Genomic DNA, 22,561 nt, shown 5'->3' on the forward strand with positions numbered 1-22,561 from the left:
TGTTTCAGTTGCTCTGACCGGTGCTGTCGAAGTGCTCTTGCAGCAGTGAATCGCCGCCGGGGACGAATCGTTGGCAGATGAGTTGGTGGGCGCGCCGGTTCTCGGCCTGGCTCTTCCAGAGCCGTCGTGCGGAATCTGCTGCGACGCCGGGAAGTTCAGCCGTCTTGAGTGTTGTACGGACGATCTTGGCGCGGGTGAGCATCACGTCGTGATCCCGGTTGAACACGGCGGAGAACCCGGGTTCGAGCCAGGGCGGTTCCATGGATGGCCGGACGAAGTCACGGTAGATCTCCGGTGAGAAATCGGACGCGTACCGCATGCTCTCGGTCGCCCCGGCGTAGAGAGTCCCTAGTTCGGTGAGTTGGTGGGCGAGAGCGGGCCACTGCTTGTTTGCAAGGCACTCCAGCACTGCCGCGAGCCGGCTGTTCATGGATATGACGAACAGGTGGAACAGGTGGTGGCCCTTCTTCCAGCGTGTGATCGCTTGTCGTGCAGCGTCGTTGGGAGCCTGCGGGGTGCGATCGTCCGTGCTGTGGTCTGCCGGCGCTGCCAGCGGGGAAGGATCTCGTCCCTGTGCGGCCACAGCTGCTGCGGCGGAGGCGTCGCCGACGACTACGGCCAGGGCGTCGAGTAGGCGGAGTCGTGAGTCGTTGTCCAGAGTGGACTGCGGCAGATCTGTGGTGATGGCGGTGACGACGGTCAGTGCGCTGACCGCCCACGCGTGCGGGTCGGCGCTGCGGGAGATCCTGAAGTAGGTGTCGTATTCGGCGCTGCGGGCGACGGGGATGGTGCTATCGGTGGGTAGGACGACTCGATCGATGCTCGTCGGAGATGGGGTCATGAAGGCCTCTTCCGTGGCTTGAAGTGGAGTCAGGGTGGTGGGGGTGTCGGGTTGCGGTCCAGACGGCTCCGACGACGACGGCGGCTCCGGCCAGTTGAATCCAGGTGGGTCGCTCGCTGAGGACAACGAATCCGAACGCGATAGCCAGCACAGGCTGCAGCAGGAGTAAGGCCGCGACGGTATTAGCCGCCAGCGATCGGGATCCCGAACTGATGAACAGCCAGGCGGCAACCTGTCCGAGCAAAGCGAGCGCGATCATCCATCCCCACGCGGCCGCGGAGATGTCGAGATCGAGGTCTCCGAGGCCTGCCGAGACAATGCCGGCAGTGACCGTTGCCGATGCGGTGGCCACACAGATCGGGGTGACCAGATGGCTGGGGCTTCGCTGGGTGGAGCGGCGGTTCAGGAACAGGTAGGCCGCGTACGCGGCACCGGCGGAGATTCCCAGGATGGACCCGCGGAGCGCGTTGTCGGCTCCTGTTCCGCCGATGAGTCCGCCGGCGAGTGCAACGCCGAGCAGCATGCAAGGCACCGCCATGAGGAATCGTCGGGGGATTGCGGTTCGATCGACGACGAGCGCGATCAGCGGCAGCACGACGACCTGGACATTGATAAGGACGGTGGCGATCGAGGCACCGACGTCGAGGATGCTCGCGGTCCACATCACGTAGTCCGCTCCGAGGAAGACTCCGGCACCAATGGCCATGGGATACAACCTCGTCGGCATTGCGCCGCGTCGGTGAAGTTCCCACAGCGCCATCGGAACGAGAGCCGCCAGCGCGATAAGACATCGTAGAAATGCCGCCGTCCCCGAGGTGACATCGGCGAGTTTGACGAAGGTGGCGGACAGCGACAGCGACGCGGCACCGGCGATGACCAGCGCCGCATTCCCGCCCACCCCCCGATCGGCGGCGTCAGCTCTCGGTATCGCGGTTCTGGTCACCTGGTCAAGGCAACCAGTTACAAACCGATAAGTCTACTAGCCAGTTCTACCGCTAAAACAGTAGTATCACTTATATGTTGTCGTGGGATCGGATGAAAGTTTTCGCCGCAGTAGCCGAACAAGGTTCTGTCACTCGAGCTGCAGAATCTTTACACCTCACCGGACCTGGAGTGTCGCAACACATCCGCAAGTTGGAGAAGGAAGCCGGCACCACCCTGGTCGAGAGAGAGGGAAGGTCGATACGGCTGACCCCCGCCGGTCGCGCACTGGCGACACGTGCGGCCGCCATGTCCGCTCTCGCCGAAGCCGCAGAAGACGACCTTGCCTCGATCGATACCGACGTTGCCGGAGCGCTGAGAGTAGGCGCGGTCGCAAGTGCATTACGTCGGCTGGTGGTCCCAGCTCTGGCAGACCTCGCTCGCACGTATCCACTGCTGCGCCCCGAGGTCGTCGACGGAGAAGGAATCGATTTGCTCGACCGCCTCCAGCACCGCACCCTCGATCTCGTCGTCTTCGAGTCCTGGGACCATCGGCCGGCGACGGTCCCCGCAGGTATCGACGTCCACACCCTCCACACCGAGGATGTACACCTCGCGGTACCGATCGAGGATAGCCGTGAGATGGCAACCCTCTCCGGCGAAACGGAATCGATCTGGACGGTATGCCCATCAGGGTCGGATGCGCACTCCGCGCTCGTGCACGCATTGCGCGAAGCTGGAGTCGAACCGACGATCCGCTACGAGGTGTCCGACTATTCGACCCAACTGGCCCTCGTCGAAGCAGGTCTGGCCGTCGCGCTGGTTCCGGACACCGCGCGAGTCCGAACGGCCGGGGTGCGGTATCTGCCGACCGAGCCGGCCGTGACGCGTTCGTTGCGTGCGGCGAGCTCGACCCGAATCCCGGCTGTCGGCGCGCTCCTGAATGCGATGAACGTGATTCTCGCAGGCTGATTCCGCGGCCGACCTGCACCCGTAACGCTCGGTTCTCAGGACTGCTCAAAAGGTAACGGGCAGGCATATGACATCTGCGAAACAGGTTGTATGGCAGTGATTGTCAGGGCGCAGGTATGCGCTAGATCCGGGTTCACGGCCACCGGAAGCGCGGGAGATCGCGAATGCTGAACGTCGGCAGGGCGACGGTGGTGGCCGAACACTGTCCGACACGCCCGTGGGATCAAGCTTCGTAGAATTCCCCTATTCGGGGAATTCTACGTTCCGTTCAAGACCTCCGCCATCGGTGCCACAATCGTTACGGTGCGGCGATGAACAGCATCACGCCCCATGAAATGACCCCACTCAGCCCGATTGCATCGGCAGGTTTGCTCGGACGAGCGGCGACGACGTGCTGAACTTCTGCTCCCTGGTAGTGGCAGTCACTGCCGTTATAGCGATCCGTTCCTTCACGGAGTTCCGATCCAGGCGGGTCACGATAGCCGTCTTCCTCGCGGTGTTTCTGCTCTTCAGGTTCGGTGTTCCTCGTCTTACGCCGTTCATCGGATGGCTGCTCGGTTTGTCCACCGAGTAACGGTGCGGGCCAAACGTGCAGAGCTGGCCCGCTGGCCGGGAGAGAAAGGAGAGTGATGTCGAGCGGTATCGTGCATCGAACGATCGATTAAAGGGTGGGTGCGAGTTGTGAGCTGCAGCGAACAGGGTTCGTTCGAGGACATCGTGCCGGGGCTTTTCAAGACCTCGAACGGCATCGCCGACGACGCCGTGAACGGGTGTCCGGGGTACAAATCGCCCCAGGTCCAGCAAGTGACTGGGGTAACGTACCGCCAGCTCGACTACTGGGCCCGTACAGGGCTTGTGTCACCGTCGATCCGCGCTGCATCCGGTTCGGGATCGCAAAGGATGTATGCCTTCTCCGATATCGTGGTGGTCAAAGTGATTCGTCGCCTGCTCGAGGCCGGAGTGTCTTTGCAAAATGTACGCATTGCGATCGAGTGCCTGCGTGCGCGTGACGCCCAGGGTCTGGCATCTGTGACCCTGCTCTGCGACGGTATTTCGGTGTACGAGTGCACATCTGACGACGAGATTGTGGACTTGTTACGCGGTGGGCAGGGCGTGTTCGGCATCGCGCTCGGGCATACAGTCGCGGACGTGGCTGCCGATATCCGTGCGCTCCCTGCAGTCGCTGCGGGAAGCGGCAAGGTCGCCGGGATCGACGAACTGCGATCGCGACGCGACCGCAGGACCGCTTGAAATCGACTACGGAATGAGTAGACACCCTCGGACCAACCATATGGTCCATGCAATGAATTTCGCTGCTTCCGACACGTGGGACCTGATGGAGACGGGAATTGCAGGCGGCATCGGACCTGGAGAAGAGACGCTCACCGATCTCAATTTGATTCGGTTGCAGACTCACATTCCGTCGTTGCGAGTGACGAAGTTCGACAAGGCTGTCGAAGCGGGAAACGGCGCAGATTGGGAGTGGTGGATCGGTTCTTCGGCCGAGGAGCGGTGGATCAAGCTCCGAATTCAAGCGAAACGCGCAAGTCACGATGCCGACATGTACGAGCAGCTCGGACACACAGTGAAGGGAGTCAAGCAATACGACAACCTGATCTTCAAGAGCCTGACCGAAGATGCAATTCCGCTGTACGTCTTTTTCAACGGGTGGCCCGAGGACAGGTTTCTCGTGGGAGGCCACTATCACGATGCGATCGCACAAAACCTCAGAGCGGTGCACGGTGGGCACGTTCCGTACCCGTTGTGGGGCTCGTTGGACTGGGGGTGTGCAATAGCCGCGGCGCAGAAAGTCAAAGCGATCCACGGCGATCCATCGGTATCGGACTTCCCGGCGGCTCTCATCCCCAGGAGACGCCGCAAAAACAAGCGCTACATCCCCCGCTATCTCGTGCACTCGACCCCCTGGGCATACCTCCTGCACTCCGGATCTGGAGGCGCGACACCCACAATTCGACAGGTGGCCGAAAATCTTCACCATATGGAGGGAAACAGATCGCCGCTCACCGACGACGCCTTCGAGGAAATGACCCATCCTCTGCCGTCAAGAGCAGCCGAGCAGGCCGCCTACAACGGCGGGTTCTCGATCCGGAAATCTCTCACCACAGTCGATGAAGCGCGCCATGCTGAACGTCTCGTCACCGCGAGGGAATTCGCTCGCGAGATCGGCAGAGACGATCTCGTGGGTCGGATGCTGAACCTGACAGATGAGACCGAGCGGACAGGACCGGGATATCGACTGTTGTTGGAGCTCAACCCTGAAAGCTCATTTTTCATGAGCCAGGGATAGCGGCGGTCGCCGGATGTGAGATCTCCTGGTTCGACACGAAAAAGTAGTCGGAGGCCACCGTGTGGTGTGCCTCCGACTCACCCTGTGCAATCTCAGTACCAGGAATGCTACACGCGCACAGTCGATATGGCGATCTACACGAACTCGCGTATTCGAGGGAGCACTGCGGCGATCTCCTCGAACAGGCTCGGCCAACCTCGACGCAGACGAGTGACCCTGCCCGATTCGAGAAAATTTCCGTCGAGAATGTGTGAAACCCGCAGATTCGCTGCAGGTGCGCCCAGCGCGGCCAGTTTGGCGTAGACAGGGTTGCTCGGAAGCTCGTGCTGATGGGAATAGGCCAGCACATCGTCCGCGGACCAGTCCCACACCGGACCATAGGCCACAGTTCCATCGTTGCGGCGAACCGTCCCCCCGTGGTGTCGACGCTGCTCCGCTTTGTTGCTGCAGCAGCTCGCGCCTTGGCAGCGCTCGTTGATCTCACGTGCGAGAGCGGAGTAGTACATCGACCACCTGCCGGTTCCTTTCCTGGATTCGTCTGCCCGCACGCCCCAGACCTCCCCGTCACCGAATTTGGTGTGCGCAGCCCGGGCAGGCTGCGCAATCAAGGTCTCGAAGCCTCGCGCGGGTACATGAGCCGACGGGCTACCGCCGTGGTCCCATTCCCCGGTCCGGGCCATCACAGTCAACAGCGTTGGTTCAGCGCGAATGATGTGCAGGTCCAGTCCCAGCTTCGTCGCAATCTGCTCGACGTAGGCGTAGGTCTCGGGGTATTCGAGACCGGAATCGAAAAAAGCTACCGGGACATCTGGGTCCGCCTGACGGGCGAGATCAACAGCAACGACGGAATCCTTTCCACCGCTGAATGCGACGTACCCATCGAATTCGTCGAGGTGTTCGGCCACGCGATCGACGATCGTCGAAATGTCATGTCGCGAGGATCGAAGGGACCGCAGGCGAGTGAGATCGAGGCCGTCGAAATCGTTGCTACGCACCGCCACAACGATAGTCGGGACACGGACACTTCAGACTGGACGAAGCAGAAGCTGCTACCCCGAACAGGCGGAATTACCGGTTACACAATGGGCGTCCGTGTGGTCGCTCGGCAGCAGTTTTCGGGTTGTTCGAGGTGTCCGGTGCCGGTGTTATGTTCGCCCGGATATCGTCCGTTGAATGAGCAAGAGGAAGAGGTGGCGACCGATGAGTCCCACAGAGTCCGACCCAGGCAGCGCGTTGCCCCGGTGGGTAGTTGATCCGTCGGCGGCGAACAATGCGACCGATCAGTCGAACGATTCCGAGCCAGAAGGGGGGTCGGAAGATCGCCACGATGGGCAGGACAGTGACCTCCTCCAGGACTCAGGTGCAGGTCAGCCAGAACCCGCCCGTGAACAGCCTGTAGCCAGCGAATTCGTGCCAATCGACGCACCCAGAATCGCAGCCGACAACGCTGATGAAAACGTGTCAAAAAACGTACCCCAAGCCCGGTCCAAAGTCGCATCCGAAATCGTGCCGAGAGACCGGCCCAGCGCCGCACCCAGCAGCTCCCCCTCGGCGAGCCAGCCCAATTCTGGTGCTCATCGACCCACCTCGGAGCCGGCCCCACGGCCGCCGCGCGTCAACGATGGTCAGGTACCAATACCGGACCGGCCCTCGGCCTGGCCAGGGCAGGGCGGCTCCGCACCCGCTGTTGAGCAATGGCACACCAACAAGTCGGCCGGCAGTTCAGCACCGACATCTCACCCGGAGCCAACAAGCGCCCCCGACTCTCCGGCAGTGACAGCTCATCGCCCCTTCACCTCGCAGCCCGTTCAGTTGGTAGAACCAGTGCCCACAGCAATTCCGACAGCAAGGCCGACAGCAGCTGTTGCCCCTCCGCGGTCGATCGACGAACTGGAGCTGATCCGCCGTGCGCAACTGCCACCTAGCAAAGGTTGGCGACGATGGCTCTACCGACTCTCCTTCGGTTCAGCCAATCCCGGCCAGTCGCCGGCTGAACTCGAGTACGAGCAGCTCCTGCGCCGCGTACGGCAACCGGTTCGAGGGAACTACAAGATCGCAGTCCTCTCCATGAAGGGCGGGGTCGGAAAAACAACCACGACAACAGGGCTTGGATCGACCTTCGCAGCACTGCGGGGCGACCGCGTCATTGCCTATGACGCCAACCCAGATTTCGGGACGCTCGCGTACCGCATTCACCGAGACAGTGACCGCACAGTGCGAGACTTGCTCGCGGACAAAGAAGTACACAGCTACTCCGACGTACGGAGCTACACCTCGCAAGCGCGAAGCAGGCTCGAAGTTCTTGCAAGCGAGCGTGATCCGTCCGTTTCCGAAGCATTCAACGAGCACGACTACACCGCCGCACTGCGCATCCTCGAACAGTTCTACAACATCATCTTGACCGATTGCGGCACCGGTCTCATGAACTCGGCCATGGCAGGCGTCCTCAAAGAAGCCGACGCACTGGTCCTGGTCTCCTCCGCAGCCAAGGACGGAGCACGCAGCGCTGGGGCGACCCTCGAATGGCTGTCGCGACACGGCTTCGACGACCTGGTCAAACGCACCGTCGTCGTCATCAACGAATCACGGAAGGGCTCGACCGCCCTCGATGTCGAGCAACTCAAGTCCTACTTCGCAGAACGCACTCGCGCCGTCCAGGTCGTCCCGTACGACGACCACCTTGCCGAAGGCGACACCATCGATCTCGAGTTACTGGGCAAGCCTGCACAACGCGCGTTCGTTGAGCTGGCTGCTCTGCTCGCCGACGACTTTCCTGCCAACGTCGGCCGGCACGCACCAGCGCCCGGCCCGAGTCCTTGGTGAGTTGGACTGTGCCGGTGAAAGTTGGCCTGTCCGTAGTGTCCGGGCGCGCCGTTAGAGTACAGATATGGCCGAACTATCAAGGGGCAGAGCAGCGCTCGACGTTGTGACGACCGCCTACGAGGCCGCGACAGGATTTGCGGTTTCGTGGCCACCAACCGGAGTTTCAGGTGACTCCGCGTGCGCGCGGTGCGGTGGCGCGACAGAAGGTTCCGGACGGCGAGTGCGTGAGACTGTGTCGAGAACGTTCACCGGGTTCGACGGGTGGGTAGACGTTGCGGCTCCTACGATGTGTCGCGTCTGCGTTTGGGTGTACACGACAACGGCACTTCGCTCGGACCTCCTGCTGGTCACCAGCGATCCACGGCGTGCCACGAAATTGTCGAAGACCCGCTTACGTCGCGTTCTGGGACAAGCGATCTCTCCGACGTCCGCCGTCGTCGTTCCGTTACGTCCTGGGCGCAAGCACATTCTTCCTCATGCCCGGTGGGGTCGGGTCGCCGTCGACGACATCGCGCTTCCATGGACAGAGCACGACGCGGAACGCCTGAGCGCAGTCGTGCGATTGCGACGGCGAGGGTTCTCCCTGGCCGCCCTTGCGCGCGCAGCGCCGGCATTCAGCACGCTCAAGAACATTCCGCATCGAACGTGGACGTCTGTGTTCGCGGATTGGGACAGCCTCGATCCGTGGCGAGAGCGGCCTGTGTACCTCGACCTCGCAGCGACGGCTTCAACGTCAACCAGAGGCACGGCATGACCCCGATCAGAGCTACGACACCGACCCAAACCTGGCTGGACGCAGCCAGCTTCCTGCCGCCCGTCACCGGTGCAGCAGCAATAGCCGAACGACTGTTGCTGCTGCTGCACTACGGAATCAACTGGGACACCGGGTGGGTGGGACGCCGGAGAGAGCTGTACTGGGACCACCACCTGCCAGACCGAGTCCGGGTCGCGACATACACCGGCGGAGCCGACCTCGATCGATGGTGGAGCACCGTGGCAACCGATCTCGAGTCAGCGCCGTCGACGAAAGAACAACGCCTCGAACTATCGGTCCTTCTACGCGAGGAATCGATACCGGTCCTGACCCTCTTACGGGAAAACACCACCGCCCTCGTACTCCGAACACGGATCGTGGCCGAAGCTGTTCAAGCGCGCCGGGCCACCACAGCGACTGCTACATCGCCCAGGAGGCAGAAGTGACCTCGACCCTGCGCTGGCAGCTCGACATCACAGCGGTCTCGGCGATCTCGCACCGCGGTGAACACAGCGCCACCACAACGACCTTGTTCCGGCGCGAAAAAATACTGCAGCCCAACGGTTCCGCAGCCTTGGTTCCGATTGTGTCCGGCAACTCCTTCCGAGGGGCGCTCCGGCGGATCGGAGAGGAGCTATTACGGGACGCCCTTGCATACGAAGGGCTTCTCAGCTTGTCTGCAGCTCACACACTTCGGAACGGGGGCAGCCTGACCAAGGTCACCGGAGAGCCACTGTCCGGCGAACGGCTCCACCGGCTCCGTACATTGAACCCACAGGTCAGCGTCTTTGGCGGCAGCGGCGGCGGTCGAATGATCGACGGCTGTCTCCGCGTGGGCAAAGTGATTCCGCACGTCCTCGAAACCGACCACCTCATGAGCCGTCCCGCACCTGACCGTGCTGTCTTGAGCCAATTCGACACCATGGCGCTCGAACGATACAGCCGGTTCGACGATTCCACCGATCATGACTTCCCCACAGTCGCCCGAACCGACGCAGCCACCGTCGACGGTAGCTCTCTGATGCGTTACGAGATCGAAACACTGCCTGCCGGTACACGATTCGAGTCCTTCTTGCGTCTCGATCGCGCAACCGATCTGGACGTGGCCTTCTTCTCCGACGTCGTCGGCAGGTTCGTCGAGTCCGGAACCATCGGCGGGCGTACAGCTATCGGACACGGTCTCGTCCGCACCAGCTTCGAGCGGACCCTTCTCGCCGGCGACGACCCGAAGGAGCTCGACTGGCGAACCCATCTTCGAGAGCGCCGTGAGGAGGCGCTGGAAGTCATGGAGGCGCTGACGTGATGAGGCCGTTTGAGGTGAAAGCACACCTGGCGGTCGGACTTGCGCATGCAGCTCCATGGGCGACGAGCCTCGATGGCTTGCTCGCATCCGAGATGTGGGAAGACGAGAAAGCCGCTGCTCGGGGCCGCGGACAGTACCTCGAAGCCGCCGGCCCCGACGAAGTGCCCGCCGATCTGGATCTGCCACTCGCTCGGTGCACTCTGGGGGGAGGCGACGACTGGCATTGGTGCGCTACATACGCCTATCCCGAAGACCCGGTCGACGCCCCGGAAATCCATCACTGGAGCGGACGCCCCGACCACCGTGCGCTCGAGCAACTCTCGAGGTACCGACCATCGGTCATCTCCGACCGGCAGGGCCGATATCGCGCACGCCAGATGCCGCTCCTACTGACCTCCACGCGGACTGTGCTCTGGCGAGGTGTCGGCGACATCGACCGGGTGAGCGCAACCCTGGCATCGATCGATGCAATCGGGAAGAAGCGCAGCCAGGGTGAGGGGCAGGTGCTGAGATGGGAAGTGCATCCCGTCGACATCGATGCCTGGTCGGCCGGCCACCTCCATCCGAACGGCCACCTCGGTCGCCTGAGCCCACGGATCTGTCTGCAGGGCAAACCAACAGTCGAAACAGGCGGTTTGGGCCGAGGCGCGATACGGCCACCGCACATGCACTGGTCGAGAATGCGCGAGGTATGCATGCCATGGACACCCCAGTGACCCGTGAATCGGCACCGGAAACGTTGCGGGACAGCAACTTGTCGGAGTCGAACGCCATACTGACAACTATGCGAATCCGAACCCTCGATGGTCCACCGCTACCTGCCGAAATCTTGGCCCATGCGGCGCGCGCGGTCGTTCTTGCGGACCTTCTCGCCGGCCAAGACATCTCCTGCGGCGAGAAGCTTTCAGCGAGGAGCGACGCAAGTCGAGACGCTTCAACAATCAACCGCGGTTGACCGCGCCGACTATAACGGGGTCGGCATCACCGGGCAGGTTTGACCGGCGACTCGCGCGTTGATTCACGCTGTGCGGGAGCGTATTCGGTACACCTGCCGGGTGGTGATTCCGAGCTGGCTTGCGATGGACTCGACTGGGACGTTCTGGGCCGAAAGCGTGGCTATCGTGAGCGCCTGTTGTTGATGCCGGGTAGGCCGGCTCTCTGTGGCTGTGGTGTGCTGAAGCTCTTGGCGCTCTCGTGGTGTCTTTCCGCCCCAAATGCCGTGCTGTTCGTTGTACGTCAGTGCATGGGCGAGGCAAGCAGCTCTGGCGGGGCATTCTGCGCAGACCCGCTTTGCTCTGCTGGTTGCTCCACCCGGGGGCGGGAAGAACTCCTCGGGGTCTGTCTGTGCGCACAATGCGTCCGAGCGCCATGACGAAATGTCCGCCGCCGCGGGCGGGGGCAGTGGCGCGGCGATGGCTGTTTCGAGCGGTGTCACGTGTTGGGTCCTTTCTTTCGGGCGACCCGGCCTTTTTCGAGTGGGTTCGACGATATCGAGGGACCCGGACACTTCACCCAGCACACGTGGCGGTCCGGTGCTTTTTGAGCCCGGACCGCCACTGTCCCCGGCACTGAGTGCGCCGGGGACAGTGGCGGTTGGTGTGACTGGGTGAAAAGCGTTCTGGCGCGGTATGATTGAGGCGTTCTGTTGTTGGCGAGACTGACCATCTTGCCCATCTTTCGAGGAGTTTCAAATGCCGGATTTGGCGACTGCGGTAACTGTTGTGGATGCGTGCGGAAGGGCTGGTGTCCCGTCGTTGTTGATTTCGGGGCCGGGTATGGGGAAGTCGAGCCTGGTTCGAGCACTTGCTGCATCCGAAGGGGTGTTGTGCGAAACGGTCTTGGGGTCCTTGCGGGAGCCTGCCGACTTCGCAGGCCTGCCGGTAGTCCGTGAGAGTGGAGTGAGATTGGAGGCCCCGGATTGGGCGCGACGGCTACATGCAGAGGGCGGGGGCTACCTCTTTCTGGACGAGCTGACCACGAGTCCACCGGCCGTTCAGGCTGCGATGCTGGCAGTCGCACTGGATTTGAAGGTGGGTGATCTGCAACTGCCGAAGGAGACTCGGGTCATCGCAGGTGCAAATCCGCCCGATTGCGCAGCAGGGGGGTACGAGTTGGAGGCCCCCTTGGCAAACCGCTTCTGCCACATCGAGTTCACGCCGTCTGTCGATGAATGGCTCGACGGCATGGCCACGGGTTGGGCAAGCACAGCCTATTCGCGTGCGGTGACCAGCGACGAGCAGCGGGAGGCGTTGGTGCGCAGTTCCATCATCGGGTACATCCAGCGTGCACCCGAGGCGCTCGATGCGTTCCCGAAGGTCGGAGTGCAGACAGGTGGCGCATGGCCGTCTCGGCGCACCTGGTCGATGCTCGCGAAGGTGTTGCCACATCTTCGCGACGATGACAACGCCGCGACCAACGCGGTGGTGTTCGGCCTGATCGGGGAAGGCACCGGTGTCGAGTTCCTCGAATGGCGTCGCAACGCCGACCTCCCCGACCCCGTAGCCGTTGTCGAAAACCCCGAGACAGCGTTCGATTGGCGCTCGCGTCCTGATCTGGTGTGGGCCGTGCTGTCCGGTGTGACGGCGTGGGCGGCCTCGCGCGGCACTGTCGAAGCGTGGCGCAACGCCTGGGGTCCGCTGATTGCCGCCGCCGAGGCAGGAGCGCCCGACGTAGCCGGGGCTGCGGCACGAACCCTGGCGAAAGCGCGACCGGCGAAGGCCTCCGTTCCGGCCAGCGCGCGCCGATTTGCACCGATGCTGGTGGCAGCGGGCTTGGTCGAGGCAGCGGCATGAGCGGTGTGCGCGCGCTCGAACCGGCTGAAATGCGAGCGTTCCGACTCGCACGGCTGGTGTCGGCCGAACACATGCCCTACTTCATGCGCGCCCTGTTCGCAGCCCAACCCGTGGCGGCACCGGGCCTGGGTACCTTCGCGGTGGATGCTCGGTGGCGGCTGTACTTGGACCCGGATCTGTTGATCGGGCCTTGCGCATGGCCGGTGCCGATGGTCGGTGCAGTGCTACTGCACGAGGTCGGGCATCTGTTGCGGGCACATGCTGACCGCGCCGCCGCTCTGGGGAAGCCCATCGATCACCTGGTGTGGAACTTCGCGGCCGACGCCGAAATCAACGACGACCTGTTGGCTGCGGGAGTCGGCCTGCCCGAAGGGGTGATCACCCCTCAATCGTTCGGCTGCCTTCCCGGAGACACAGCCGAGCAGTACTACGACTACCTACGTGACCCGGTTGTGCAACCGATTGCCGTCGAACTCGCTGGCGCTGAAGGCGATCCGGGATGCGGATCAGGATCGGGGTGCCCTGCGGTCCCCGGCGAACTCATCGGCTCGGGAGAAGTGATCACGGAGGGACTGGACAATGCGGAAGCGGACCTGGTGCGCCGATCTGTCGCGCAGGCAGTTCGCGAAGCAGCTGGTACCGGTCGAGGTAGTGCCCCGGCGGGACTGGTCCGGTGGGCAGCTGATGTTCTCGCCCCGCCGACTGTGGCGTGGGATCGTCTGCTACGGGCCGTAATTCGGCGTGCGTTGGCAGAGCAGGCGGGTAGGACGAACTATTCGTACTCCCGTCCCTCCCGTCGTCGCATTCCTGGAATCGTCGCCCCGGCTATGCGGGGGCCGTCGATCACGGTTTCGCTCGTCATCGACACGTCCGGGTCGATGACGAGCGCAGACCTCGATGCCGCGATGGGCGAAGTGGCGGGAGTTCTCAAAGCTGGTGGCATCGCACGCGACCGGGTTCGGATTCTGGCGTGTGACGCCAAATCCACTACGGCACAACACGTACGATCGGTCGCTGATGTGACGTTGGTTGGTGGTGGCGGAACCGATATGAGGGTGGGAATCGCCGCAGCCAACGCTGCGCGCCCTGCACCCCACGTCGTCGTGGTGCTGACCGATGGCGATACACCCTGGCCCGACCGGCCCACGAGGTCGCACCTGGTGTGCGCAATCATCGGCGGCGTCCAGGGTAGGGGCGTCACACCGGCATGGGCATCGACGGTGCACGTGCCAGTCGGATCGGGGGCCACGCGATGAACGAAAGCGGACCCGTGGAACTGCTCAAGTACGCAGACAGGGTGCTCACCGGCACTGGAATCGCCGCCGCCGATATCCGCATCGTCGTCGCCAGCGCAGCGGCCGACGCCGCCACAATGGCGTTGCGCGCAGGGTGGGAGTGCGCGAGCAACGCCCTGATCCTCGTCGACGGTGACGAGCGATGAGCGTGGAGTGGTTCGACCTCGCGCAACGCCTCTACGCCGCCGAGAAGATGCAACCGGTCCCTCGGCTGGCACATGCAACCTTCAAGCCGTCCACGACCGCAGTGGCCGTGCGTGCGGTCACGCGAGGAACAACGCTGGCCGTGTCCGTCGCTCGAGATGGATGCACCGAAGAGTCCGCGCACGACACCGAGGCTCTGGCCCTGCTCGCTCGCAACGGGGCAACGACGGTGGGTACGGCTGAACCGGCCATGCTGCTCACTGATGACGCCGCGACGATACCGAGCCTGCTGGCCCTGGCGCGTGCGCACGCCCACCACCCTGATCCGGACATAGCGGGGGCTGCCGCCATGATCGGATGGTGGGCCGATCGGGCCGACCATCCCGGAACGTCGGCGGTGATCGATCTGGTTGCTGCGTCGTCCTCGCGTCTGGTCCTCGGCACTGCGCCCGACGCCGAGCGAGCGGCCCGAACATGGCGTTCCTGGCTCGGCATTACCGACGAGAGCGTCGCAGGCCTGCATGAGTGGGCAGCGTGCATCGCAACGGGACCGCTGTTGCCGCTTCTCGATCCGATACACGACGATGACCGATACTCCTGGGATCGGACATTGTCGGCCACGACTGCGGGCCACGACTGGTCACGGCCGGACAACTCAGCTAGTGCAGCCATGGGACTACGGACCCGATGCGATGCCGCCGACCTCAAAGCCGCTGCGTTGCTGAGTGATCCACTGTGGCGAGTACGAGCGCTGCACACGGGACACGTGGCCCAGGGCATCGCATCGGTGGCGGCACCGCCGACAGGTTCACGCCGCCGCAACGTTTCGGTGTCGGTGACCTGCGACCGGCTGGACTCGAGGATGCGGGTTGATTCGGCAGTTACGGGATGGGTCGGATCAGCACTCGATCAATTCTTCGAGCGCTTCTCTGCCGACGTCACGTCCGCACAGGTGGTCAACGGCAAACTGACGCTCGGTCTCGGCTCGGTCGGAGCGCACGCACCGAACGACGGAGACCAGGTGACCTTGATGCCCCAACCGCCTTCACCGGCGACGATGCGAGCAGGACGGGCGAGGTACTGGAATCTGTACCGCGCTCGCCGTTCCTGGCTTTCGACCGGACAAGCCCCGAGCGCCGTGCGCCGCGAAGTCCCGCTCGATGTCCTGATAGCGGGTGCAGAGGATGTCCAGGATCACTAGGGGATCAAAAATGTTCACTGACAACACATTAGAAGAAGAACGGCACAACAATGCGTATCGTCGCACCCCGAACGGACACCCCGAAAACCGCCGCAACACCTTTCACGGGAACCGAACCGTCATCGCCCGCCCACTGGCCCGGATCACAGATCATGGCCGACCCGATCACTGCACGCGTGCTGTTCTCTGTGTGGTCCGGAGACCCCGCCGTCGTCGTCCCGTCACCACCGGGCGCAGGAAAAACTCGACTGGTCGCGTTGCTCGCCGCCGCCTTGGCCCATCGCGCAGACCTACGGGTGGGTATCGCGGCGCAAACCCGAGAACAAGCCGTGGAAATCGCACGTCGGCTCGGCGCGCTGACAGATCGAGCAGCGTTGATCTGGAAAGCGAAAGCGCCCCTCCCCGACAGTGGAAACACTCCCGTAGTGGCAGGACGAAAAGTGCGGTGGTCGAATGAGACTGGCGCAATTCTCATCGGTACCACGGCGCGGTGGCTCTTCTCGGACCCGGACCGAATCGGTGCCGATGTGTTGATCGTGGACGAAGCATGGCAATGCACCTACGCCGATCTGGGGGCGCTCGGCGCGATGGCTCGACAGGTCGTCTGCGTCGGAGACCCCGGACAGATCGATCCGGTGGTCACAGGAGACGTATCGCGGTGGGAGGGCAGCGAGACCGCACCGAACCTGCCTGCCCCCCTCGCTCTGCAAGCAGCTCACGGCGATTCGGTCGGCGTGGTCCGTCTGCAACACACCTGGCGTCTCGGCGCGAGGACAACGGCCCTCATTCAACCGCTGTTCTACCCCGGCCTGCCTTTTACTTCCCGTCGCCCACCGGAGCATCTGACCGATTCCAGCGGCCCCGACCTGCCTGAACTCGCGCATCGGCCAGTGCGGGTCATCGGAGGCCCAACCGACCCCGTCCTGGCCACACAGTGCGCCCTGCGCGCGCGAGAACTGCTGGACGCCGATGTGACCACACCGGACGGGCAGCGGGCCATGACAGCGGCGGACCTGGCTGTCGTCGTCCCTCATGTCACGCAGGCTGCCGCTGTCCGGGCCTTGCTCTCGGATCACCCCGACGTACTTGTCGGCACCGCAAACTCTCTGCAAGGCCTCGAACGCGCCGCCGTTGTCGTGTTGCACCCGCTTGCCGGGTACCGGACAGCCGAGCCGTTCAATCTCGACTCCGGCAGAGCGTGCGTGATGCTCACCCGCCACCGAGCCCACATGACCGTGGTCATCGATGACGCCACCGCCCACGTCCTCCAACACGCCGAACCATCCCCGGCTCACGCCATCCATACCGGCCTGATGGCCGCACTGCACTGCACGCCCATCGTGTAGCGATTCCCACAAAAAGAAAGGCACACAACATGTCCGACGCATCTATCGAGTACAAGGCCGAGCGACTACCTGGCATCGAGACGTCGAAAGAACTCCGCGCATCGGTCGAGGGACGCGAGCGTCCGCGCATCGGCTACACCCTCGATACCCGAAGCCGGGACAACGGTGTTCGAGCGGCCAACGCTGCCGAAGGGCTGATCGCATACGCCAGGCCGATCGGCCTCGAAACCGAGGAGCTGACAACGGTGTTCGGAGACTTTCTGGGCGACCTGCGGCACCTTGCCGACGCCGTCGGCGTCGATTGGGACGCCGTGGACGAACGCGGTCAAGACCACTACCGCTGCGAGCTGTACGGGACCGAGTAGGGGACGCCTTGGGGAGAGGAGTGAGCGGCGGTTCGGTGCGCCGGGTCGCTGCTCGCCCCAGGCCCGTCCCCGGCACTGGGTGCGCCGGGGACGTTTTCGCTGCTGAGCCCTAGCGAACTCCGGGTCCGGTGGGTAGTGTCCTGGCGTATCGGCTTGGTGGGTGGTTCCACGAAGCCGCGGCGTCGACCATTTCGTTGTTGTCGCCGTTTTCACCAGATGAGCGGACTGACCATCCGACTTCCGAGAAGAGCAGAGGTGTGTCGAATATGAGAGTCCTCGTCCGGATCGACGGTAGGAATCATGGACCTGCGAGCAGTTCGGGTTCGCCGCGAGACTGCGCGCTGGCCGTAGCGCGTGGTGTGGCGGCAGTGTTGGCGGTTTTTGCTGCATTTGCCGGATTGGCCTGGGCTGCACTGCTACGCCGGACCGACCATGCCGCCATCGACGGAGATCCGCGCCGTGTAGCGATGGTGTTCGCCGCTTCTTGCTCGGCGTGTGCTGTAGCAACTGGGATCGAGTGGCTGCTTCGACGCCGCAGTGGCGCAATGGATACCGATCCCGTCCAGGGTGTGCGACCACCGAGAGAGGCTTCGTCGCAGCGCCACCGGACTGTGAACTCGAACAGTCGGGCGGCAGGGGAGTTCGACAGACCGGAGCGTCTGGCCGGTGCGACATCGTGACGAGAAAATTCGCCCCCGCACTTCGGATCGAGGTGATCGTCGTCCGCGATCCAGATGGTCCTACCCACATCCAAGTCTTCGTCGACGGTGTTCCGGCTGCAGCAACACAATTTCACATCGACGCAGGAAGGGGATGGACGTGGGGCGACTGGGCCGACACACGAGACTGCGATCTCGCGGTCATCTCATCCGGAGCGCGGGGAGCGCTCGAAGACGCCTACGACGATCCCCCCGGTGGTGACGCCGTCCGCGGCAGGATCGGTGACTGGCTGGACGGCGCTGAAAGATCGGAAAATTAAGCAGCAGAGTGATATCGCGCCGCGTTGTTGGTCGCATAGCGGCACAGAGACCAGTCAGAAATTGATCGACAGACCGACCATCTGTCCCACAGAAACGGGAGTACCCATGCAATCCTCGATCTCGACAACGCGGCCGCCCTCGGTCGACCTCTCACCGCACGCACGAGCTGCCGGCAGTACCGGCTGCAGCTCGAACAGTAAGGCGCACAGCGCCATCGCCAGCGAAGTCCATCGCCGGATGCAACACGGCCTGTCTGAGAGGTACTTTGCTGCTACTCCGAACGCCGCCGACCGCTTCCGACCAACCGTTCCTGACCATGAGCTGACGGACCACGTTTTCGAGGTGGTTTTCGGATTGCGGTGGCGGCAGGTGTTCGACTTGGCGCGCACCCTCGACGTCGAGTCCGATCTGCTGGAAACCGCACCGGAGACGGTCAGCGCCGCGTGGTGGTGCGCACCCGGCTGGCGGAAAGCGACACACGCTGCCCACACGGCGGCCTGCGGCGACAATCGGCGTCACGAACTCACAGCGACCATGAACCTGCTCGGCGTCCTCGGATGCGGGGCTGCCAGAGTCGCTGCCCGCGATGTCGGCCGAGGCTTGGTCGTACGAGATCTGATCGGTTCCGATTTCACTCAAGAGCACTACGACTACCTGACCGGGCCGTGGCGTCGCAACGTCGGCCCGGTCCATCCCGGCGACCGGCCACTAGACCAGTACCCGACGGCCCCGAACTCGCAACGCTTGTGACACCCGGGCGCATATTGCCCGCCCGGTGCGGCCACAGGAGAACGCTCCTGGGGTGCGATTCAGTGGCCGGCTGTCACAGACCTCACCGCGACGCTATCTACCCCGTGCAGGACTGCGTTTGCTATCGCGCTCACTACGAAAGGACTCCCTGATGGACCCACAATCCGGCCGAGACGGCCTCATCCACGACGTAGAGCGCCACCTCGCGGCCGAAGATGGCCGCCGCGAGGCTCGCACTGTTGCGCTTGCATGTGTCGGCTACGTCGTCGGCATGCTCGCGATCTTCAACGGGGCTCTGCCGATCGTGAAGGATCTGGTCACCGTCAGTTTGGTCATCTCCTTGGCCGGCACGTTGCTCGCTGCCTTCTCGGCTCTGACTCTGGCACTACTGCATCGTTGGTCAGACCGTTCGGACCGTAGGCGGCGCGGAAGCTGCGGGCATGCCGACTTGCCGGCGGAGGCGGTTCGATGAGCGCGCGCGGACGACTCCGCATCGCGGTGCCCATCGTGATGGCCGTACTCGCGGTCGGGACGTACACGTTCGGAACGCACGCCGATCCGCTCTCACGACCAGCGGTGGTCGACACCCCAGACCCAGCCGCGGCGAGCACGCCTGTACCCATCGCGCAGCTCCTCGCTCAGCTCGAAACGGTGGACTCGCTCGCAGACGTCGATGGATACGACCGATCCTGCAAGAAGGGCTCAGGGTGCGTGTTCGGCCCGGCGTGGACCGATGACTCGTCCGCCCCTGGATCGCACAACGGCTGTGACACTCGAAACGACGTCCTGGCAACCCAACTGATCGACGTCGAGTTCAAGCCCGGAACCCGCGACTGCAAAGTCGCAGCAGGGATACTCCACGACCCCTACACAGGATCGACGATCGACGACCTCGGGAAGATTCAGATCGATCACGTGTACCCGTTGGCGAGGGCGTGGGACGCAGGGGCGTGGGCCTGGTCGATCGACCAGCGAACCGCCTTCGCCAACGCCGTCGACATCAACTTGCTCGCGGTGGACGGACGTACGAATCAGCAGAAGTCGGACAAGGGAATCGACACCTGGCTGCCACCCAACGCGCCATACCAATGCCGTTACGTCACTTCGTATCTCACCGTGGCCGCGAAATACGACCTCGACATCACCAGCGCCGATGCGCAAACAGCGTCGAGCGTCTGCAGCCAATGACCCAACGTTCGGAGGACGCCATGACCGAAACCGACCCCACCACCGACACAAACGCTGTCCCGCTCCACCCCAACCCATGGATCATCACGACCGCACCTGATCGAAACAGCTACACGATCGAATTGCCCAGCAGGGGGATCTCGTTCGCGATTGACGCCGATCTACGATTCCAGCTCCTCGATGCCCTCCACGACCCGGAAGAGCGATGATGGGCGACGCCACGGCCATCGAATGGACCGACGCAACCTGGAACCCGGTCACCGGCTGCACCGCAGTCTCGTCGGGCTGCGATCATTGCTACGCCCAAACCCTCGCTGAGCGGTTCCGCGGCACACCGGGGCACTACTTCGAGCACGGATTCGACGTCGAGATGCGCCCCGGCAAGCTCGACCAGCCGCTGCGATGGAGCCGGCCACGCCGGATTTTCGTGAATTCGATGAGCGACCTCTTCCATCCAGCAATCCCGGACGACTACATCGCCCGGGTGTTCGCGGTGATCGCGCTCGCCCGCCAGCACACCTTTCAATTGCTTACCAAGAGACCCGCTCGGATGCGGGCACTGCTCCAGTCCGATGCCTTCCGCCGCGCCGTCGACGACGCCATCGCTGGCGTCGTCGCAGCCTTCCGCCCCGCCGATGTCTGGTACCAGAGCTGGCCGCTGCCGAACCTGTGGATCGGCGTCTCGGCCGAAGACCAGAAGACTGCAGACCTTGCGAGTATGGGCGCTGCTGGACACGCCTGCAGCTCTTCGGTTCGTCTCTGCCGAACCGCTCCTCGGACCGATCGACTTCACGCGCCTACGACCCAGCAGAATCGGAGGAGCGCTGACTCGCGACGGGCTCCGTTCGGTCGAAGACTCGAAATGCGGCGGCGAGCGCGAACCAGCGCTTGACTGGGTGATCGTCGGCGGTGAGTCCGGCCGCGGGGCACGGCCTATGCATCCGCGATGGGTACGAGAGATCCGGGACCAGTGCACCGCTGCCGATGTGCCCTTTCTGTTCAAGCAGTGGGGCGAGTGGGCACCAGCGGAGGTGATCGCCAGATTCCGTGACTACCACCACTTCGACGACGGCACCGAAGTTCGACGAGTCGGCCGTAAGGCCGCCGGCCGGATCCTCGACCGACGGGTGTGGGACAGCGTGCCCGACGGAGCCGGACGATGAGTGGATCGCTCGACATCACGGCATCGGACTTCTTCTGCGGTGCCGGCGGATCCACGACCGGAATGATCGCCATCCCCGGGGTGAGGGTATCGGCAGCGTCGAACCACTGGGACAAGGCAATCGAGACGCACCAGTACAACCACCAGCACACCGAGCACATCCTCGCGGACCTCTCTCAGATCACTCCGAAGCTGTTTCCTCGCACGACAATCGGATGGTTCAGCCCCGAATGCACCTGGCACTCGAATGCTCGCGGGGCCAAGCGCCTCGCCGCGCAGATCTCGTTACTGTCCGACGACCTACCGTCCGAGGCCGCCGAGCGATCGAGGGCGACGATGTGGGACGTCGTTCGGTTCACCGAGTATCACCGATACGAATTGGTTTTCGTCGAGAACGTCGTCGAGATCTACTCATGGCCTCTCTACAGGCCATGGATCGCGGCGATGCACGCCCTCGTTTACGAACATCGCCTTATCTGCCTGAATTCGATGCACTCATGGACTTTTGGGACACCAGCGCCGCAGTCCCGCGATCGCCTCTATGTGTGCTTCTGGAAGGCCGGCAACCGGGCACCTGACTTCGAGACCGTGGTCCGTCCGCCGGCAACCTGCTCTCGCTGCGGGCCCGTGCGTGCGTTGCAGGCCTGGAAGAACCCAGGGGTGGCTGTGGGTAAGTACCGTAGCCAGTACTCCTACCGGTGCCCCGCACGTGCGTGTGCGGACACCGTGCTCGAGCCCGACTGGCTCCCTGCCTCGACCATCATCGACTGGACCAAGACCGGCCAGCGGATAGGGGACCGCACTCGTCCGTTGAAGCCGAAAACGATCGCACGAATCCAGGCCGGCATCGACCGGTATTGGGCAGCTCCGCATGCCGAGGACGCGAGAGAAGCCGCGGGCACGCTGTTCGAGTATCGGCAGGCAAGATCACGGCCGTCTGAGGGGCGGGCCCCGGTGTTCGAGCCGTTCGTGTCGGTGCTGCGGGGCCAGTCGAAGAATCATCGAACCTCGGAGGCGCTGTCGACCGTATCCGCGGGCGGCCGCCATCATGCGGTGATCACCCCGTTCATCGCAGAGCTGCGAGGTGGAGGTTCGACTGCGCGATCGGTCAGCGACGCTCTCTGCACCGTGACGGCATCGGGTAACCACCATGGCTTGGTCGTGCCCGCTGCCGCTCACCATCGAAAGTCCACACGCCGACCGATCGCCGTCGAAGACCTGTCCTTCAGAATGCTCGACGTACCGGAACTCAAAGGCGCAATGGGATTTCCGTCCTCGTACGTTCTACGCGGGGGAACCAAGCAACGAGACGTCCGGATGTGCGGTAACGCTGTGACACCGCCGACCTCGCGAGACCTAGTGGGAAGTGGTATTCGGAGTCTAGAGGCCGACTGTTCGTGAACACCGCTCACTTTC

The 22,561-nt window shown here is 63.5% G+C and carries 23 protein-coding genes and 1 pseudogene; 20 read left to right on the top strand and 4 right to left on the bottom strand.

Going from position 1 to position 22,561, the window contains the following annotated elements; all coding sequences use genetic code 11:
- Nucleotides 1-4: 4 nt before the first annotated feature.
- Nucleotides 5-841, bottom strand: a complete 837-nt coding sequence (locus CH271_RS09450) for a hypothetical protein (RefSeq protein ID WP_052049299.1) — start codon at nt 839-841, stop codon at nt 5-7.
- A complete protein-coding gene (locus CH271_RS09455; RefSeq protein WP_230591638.1) occupies nt 792-1,784 on the bottom strand; it encodes a DMT family transporter in 993 nt (330 codons plus the stop codon). The genes CH271_RS09450 and CH271_RS09455 overlap by 50 nt, the downstream gene beginning before the upstream one ends.
- Before the next feature lie 92 nt (nt 1,785-1,876).
- On the opposite strand from CH271_RS09455, the gene CH271_RS09460 reads away from it, so the two are divergent.
- From CH271_RS09460 to CH271_RS09475, 3 genes are all read left to right on the top strand, one after another.
- A complete protein-coding gene (locus CH271_RS09460; protein ID WP_176460259.1) occupies nt 1,877-2,734 on the top strand; it encodes a LysR family transcriptional regulator in 858 nt (285 codons plus the stop codon).
- A 681-nt stretch (nt 2,735-3,415) separates the two neighbouring features.
- Nucleotides 3,416-3,985, top strand: a complete 570-nt coding sequence (locus CH271_RS09470) for a MerR family transcriptional regulator (protein ID WP_303396048.1) — start codon at nt 3,416-3,418, stop codon at nt 3,983-3,985.
- 85 nt (nt 3,986-4,070) lie between these two features.
- Nucleotides 4,071-5,042 (top strand): DUF6615 family protein, encoded by a 972-nt coding sequence (locus tag CH271_RS09475; RefSeq protein ID WP_306436898.1) that lies wholly within the window; start codon nt 4,071-4,073, stop codon nt 5,040-5,042.
- 134 nt (nt 5,043-5,176) lie between these two features.
- Here CH271_RS09475 and CH271_RS09480 read toward each other — a convergent pair whose 3' ends face one another.
- A complete protein-coding gene (locus CH271_RS09480) occupies nt 5,177-6,043 on the bottom strand; it encodes a phosphoadenosine phosphosulfate reductase domain-containing protein (RefSeq protein ID WP_052049301.1) in 867 nt (288 codons plus the stop codon).
- Nucleotides 6,044-7,109: 1,066 nt separating this feature from the next.
- Between CH271_RS09480 and CH271_RS29700 the strand changes: the two genes are divergently transcribed.
- The 4 genes from CH271_RS29700 to CH271_RS09505 all read left to right on the top strand — a co-directional run bounded on the left by CH271_RS29700 (nt 7,110) and on the right by CH271_RS09505 (nt 10,638).
- Nucleotides 7,110-7,865: a MinD/ParA family ATP-binding protein gene (locus CH271_RS29700; protein WP_441344163.1), complete on the top strand. Its 756-nt coding sequence runs from the start codon at nt 7,110-7,112 to the stop codon at nt 7,863-7,865.
- Nucleotides 7,866-8,615: 750 nt separating this feature from the next.
- Nucleotides 8,616-9,065 (top strand): hypothetical protein, encoded by a 450-nt coding sequence (locus CH271_RS09495; RefSeq protein WP_032364830.1) that lies wholly within the window; start codon nt 8,616-8,618, stop codon nt 9,063-9,065.
- Between the two features lie 458 nt (nt 9,066-9,523).
- Nucleotides 9,524-9,922, top strand: a complete 399-nt coding sequence (locus tag CH271_RS29500; RefSeq protein ID WP_306436638.1) for an RAMP superfamily CRISPR-associated protein — start codon at nt 9,524-9,526, stop codon at nt 9,920-9,922.
- Nucleotides 9,922-10,638 (top strand): hypothetical protein, encoded by a 717-nt coding sequence (locus CH271_RS09505; RefSeq protein WP_032364832.1) that lies wholly within the window; start codon nt 9,922-9,924, stop codon nt 10,636-10,638. Before CH271_RS29500 ends, CH271_RS09505 begins: the two co-directional genes overlap by 1 nt.
- Before the next feature lie 302 nt (nt 10,639-10,940).
- Here CH271_RS09505 and CH271_RS29575 read toward each other — a convergent pair whose 3' ends face one another.
- Nucleotides 10,941-11,441, bottom strand: a complete 501-nt coding sequence (locus CH271_RS29575; RefSeq protein ID WP_368665488.1) for a WhiB family transcriptional regulator — start codon at nt 11,439-11,441, stop codon at nt 10,941-10,943.
- A gap of 172 nt (nt 11,442-11,613) precedes the next feature.
- Here CH271_RS29575 and CH271_RS09515 point away from each other — a divergent pair, with 172 nt between their 5' ends.
- The 13 genes and pseudogenes from CH271_RS09515 to CH271_RS09575 all read left to right on the top strand — a co-directional run bounded on the left by CH271_RS09515 (nt 11,614) and on the right by CH271_RS09575 (nt 22,546).
- On the top strand, nt 11,614-12,714 hold the full coding sequence (locus CH271_RS09515; protein WP_032364833.1) for an ATP-binding protein: 1,101 nt from the start codon (nt 11,614-11,616) through the stop codon (nt 12,712-12,714).
- A complete protein-coding gene (locus CH271_RS09520; RefSeq protein WP_032364834.1) occupies nt 12,711-13,970 on the top strand; it encodes a vWA domain-containing protein in 1,260 nt (419 codons plus the stop codon). The genes CH271_RS09515 and CH271_RS09520 overlap by 4 nt, the downstream gene beginning before the upstream one ends.
- On the top strand, nt 13,967-14,155 hold the full coding sequence (locus CH271_RS09525) for a hypothetical protein (RefSeq protein ID WP_032364835.1): 189 nt from the start codon (nt 13,967-13,969) through the stop codon (nt 14,153-14,155). Before CH271_RS09520 ends, CH271_RS09525 begins: the two co-directional genes overlap by 4 nt.
- Nucleotides 14,152-15,354: a hypothetical protein gene (locus tag CH271_RS09530; protein ID WP_032364836.1), complete on the top strand. Its 1,203-nt coding sequence runs from the start codon at nt 14,152-14,154 to the stop codon at nt 15,352-15,354. The genes CH271_RS09525 and CH271_RS09530 overlap by 4 nt, the downstream gene beginning before the upstream one ends.
- Before the next feature lie 50 nt (nt 15,355-15,404).
- Nucleotides 15,405-16,700, top strand: coding sequence for an AAA family ATPase (locus CH271_RS09535; RefSeq protein ID WP_032364837.1), 1,296 nt, complete (start codon nt 15,405-15,407; stop codon nt 16,698-16,700).
- Between the two features lie 29 nt (nt 16,701-16,729).
- Complete coding sequence (locus CH271_RS09540) at nt 16,730-17,065, top strand: hypothetical protein (RefSeq protein WP_032364838.1); 336 nt, start codon at nt 16,730-16,732, stop codon at nt 17,063-17,065.
- A 676-nt stretch (nt 17,066-17,741) separates the two neighbouring features.
- Complete coding sequence (locus CH271_RS09545) at nt 17,742-18,044, top strand: hypothetical protein (RefSeq protein WP_032364839.1); 303 nt, start codon at nt 17,742-17,744, stop codon at nt 18,042-18,044.
- Nucleotides 18,045-18,387: 343 nt separating this feature from the next.
- Nucleotides 18,388-18,795, top strand: coding sequence for a hypothetical protein (locus CH271_RS09550; RefSeq protein WP_032364840.1), 408 nt, complete (start codon nt 18,388-18,390; stop codon nt 18,793-18,795).
- A 151-nt stretch (nt 18,796-18,946) separates the two neighbouring features.
- Nucleotides 18,947-19,267 (top strand): hypothetical protein, encoded by a 321-nt coding sequence (locus tag CH271_RS09555; RefSeq protein WP_015586223.1) that lies wholly within the window; start codon nt 18,947-18,949, stop codon nt 19,265-19,267.
- A complete protein-coding gene (locus tag CH271_RS09560) occupies nt 19,264-19,983 on the top strand; it encodes an HNH endonuclease family protein (protein ID WP_032364841.1) in 720 nt (239 codons plus the stop codon). The genes CH271_RS09555 and CH271_RS09560 overlap by 4 nt, the downstream gene beginning before the upstream one ends.
- A 20-nt stretch (nt 19,984-20,003) precedes the next feature.
- Nucleotides 20,004-20,192, top strand: a complete 189-nt coding sequence (locus CH271_RS09565) for a hypothetical protein (protein WP_139278549.1) — start codon at nt 20,004-20,006, stop codon at nt 20,190-20,192.
- Nucleotides 20,192-21,146, top strand: a pseudogene (locus tag CH271_RS09570) (DUF5131 family protein). The gene CH271_RS09565 and the pseudogene CH271_RS09570 overlap by 1 nt, the downstream one beginning before the upstream one ends.
- Entirely contained in the window at nt 21,143-22,546 is a 1,404-nt protein-coding gene (locus tag CH271_RS09575; RefSeq protein ID WP_094633419.1) for a DNA cytosine methyltransferase, read from the top strand. Before CH271_RS09570 ends, CH271_RS09575 begins: the two are co-directional and overlap by 4 nt.
- The last annotated feature ends 15 nt before the right edge of the window (nt 22,547-22,561 follow it).

Source organism: Rhodococcus sp. 05-340-2 (assembly GCF_002258915.1).
Lineage (GTDB): Bacteria > Actinomycetota > Actinomycetes > Mycobacteriales > Mycobacteriaceae > Rhodococcoides.